The 1,137-nt window shown below is 68.7% G+C and carries 1 pseudogene; it reads right to left on the reverse strand.

Features of this window, described 5'->3' with window-relative positions:
- A pseudogene (locus tag EN969_RS32220) lies at window positions 1–1,137 on the reverse strand (chromosome segregation protein SMC); the annotation flags it as partial.

Raw genomic sequence — 1,137 nt, forward strand, 5'->3', positions numbered from 1 at the left:
CCGCCGAACAGATGCGAGAACAGCCGCTGGAAATGGCCGTTGACGACATCGAAGGCGGCAAGCAGCCGCTCGCGGCCTTCGCGGTTGAGGCTCTGGATCGCCTGCCTGAGCTTGCGGATCGCCTCGATGATGTCCTCGCGCTCCGACACGATCGCCTCCAGCCGGTCGGAAAGCTCCTTCTGCTCTTCCTCTGCGCGCAGATTGACGGCGCCCAGCCGTTCGCGCTCGATCTTCAGCCGGTCCAGCTGACGCTCGATCTCGGGCATCTCAGGCATCGGGCTGTCAGCCTCCAGACCGGTATGGCGAATAACCACATGCGGCGGTGTGTTCAGCGTTTCCTGGATGCGCGCCTCGACCTCCAGCCGGCGTTCGTCGGCCGCGGTCAGCCGCTCTTCGGCGCGAACGCGGCTCTCGCGCGCCTCAGCCAGGAACTGGATGGCGCCGGTGGCGGCCTTGTCCAGTTCGGATTGCCGGTTCTCCGCTTCCTGCAGACGGTCGGCCGCCGCCTTGCGCAAGGTTTCGGCCTCGGTGAGCTGCGACAGCAGGGCGCGCCGCTTGGCGTCGATTTCATCGGGCGCATCCGCCAGCCGCTCGCGTTCGGCCTCGGCCTCGGCCTTGCGTTCGCCAAGCGAGGCGATCTGCGTCGAGGCGTTTTCGGCCCGCTCCAGCCAATTGCTGCGTTCGGCGCCAATGGCATCGAGCCGGCGCGCGCGCGCCTCGGCTTCGCGGCGCAGCCCCTCATGCACCGCACGCGCATCGGCAAGCGCGGCGCGGTCGCGGGCGACATTGGCCGAGGACTGTTCGAGCTGCAATTGCAGATCGCCAAGATCGGGCGCGTCCTGCAGCAGCATTTCCGCCTCGGCGAAGGCGGCCGAAATCTCCTCATGGCTGTCGACGATGCGGGCGCGCGCTTCATCGAGTGCTGCGCGCCGGCTCTGCAATTCGCCGCCGGCCCTCTCGGCCTCAGCCAGTGCATTGCGGGCGGCGTCCAGCCGATGCTGTGCGTCACGACCGGCCTGGCGCGTGTTGCGCTCGGCCTCGCTTGCCAGGCGGAGCGCCTGTTCGGCCTCTCCCAGCGCCTCCTCGGCCTGGCGCAGAAGAACCGGCTGGCTGAGCTCGATGCCGAGGCGATACAGG

The organism is Mesorhizobium sp. M7A.F.Ca.CA.003.01.2.1, from assembly GCF_003998945.1.
In the GTDB taxonomy this organism is placed as follows: Bacteria; Pseudomonadota; Alphaproteobacteria; order Rhizobiales; family Rhizobiaceae; genus Mesorhizobium; species Mesorhizobium ciceri.